Origin of the sequence: Bacillus sp. SIMBA_008 (assembly GCF_046535495.1) — a bacterium.
Taxonomy (GTDB): domain Bacteria; phylum Bacillota; class Bacilli; order Bacillales; family Bacillaceae; genus Bacillus; species Bacillus subtilis.
Window position 1 is genome coordinate 1 of record NZ_JAWRWL010000150.1, and the last position, 344, is coordinate 344.

At 56.7% G+C, this 344-nt stretch carries 1 pseudogene; it reads right to left on the bottom strand.

Annotated elements, in window-relative coordinates:
- Positions 1-344: pseudogene (locus SB658_RS22575) on the bottom strand (hypothetical protein); the annotation flags it as partial.

Consider the following 344-nt stretch of genomic DNA (forward strand, 5'->3'; position numbering starts at 1 on the left):
CCTGATGGCCCCGTTGGACCACTCGGTCCTGCTGGTCCTCCAGAAGGACCAGTTACCCCTGTTGGACCGGTTACTCCAGTTGGGCCTGTAGTTCCTTCCCCTGTCGCACCAGTTACGCCCGTATCTCCTGTTACTCCGGTTGGACCTTGAATTCCCTGTATTCCTTGTGGACCTTGCACTCCTTGAGCACCCGTTGCTCCTTGAATTCCTTGTACTCCTTGAACTCCTTGTGGCCCCATCGGACCTGTTGGGCCAATCGCTCCTTGAGCACCTTGAACACCTTGCGGACCCGCTGGACCTGTTGCTCCTATGTCTCCCTGTATTCCTTGGACACCTTGCAGACC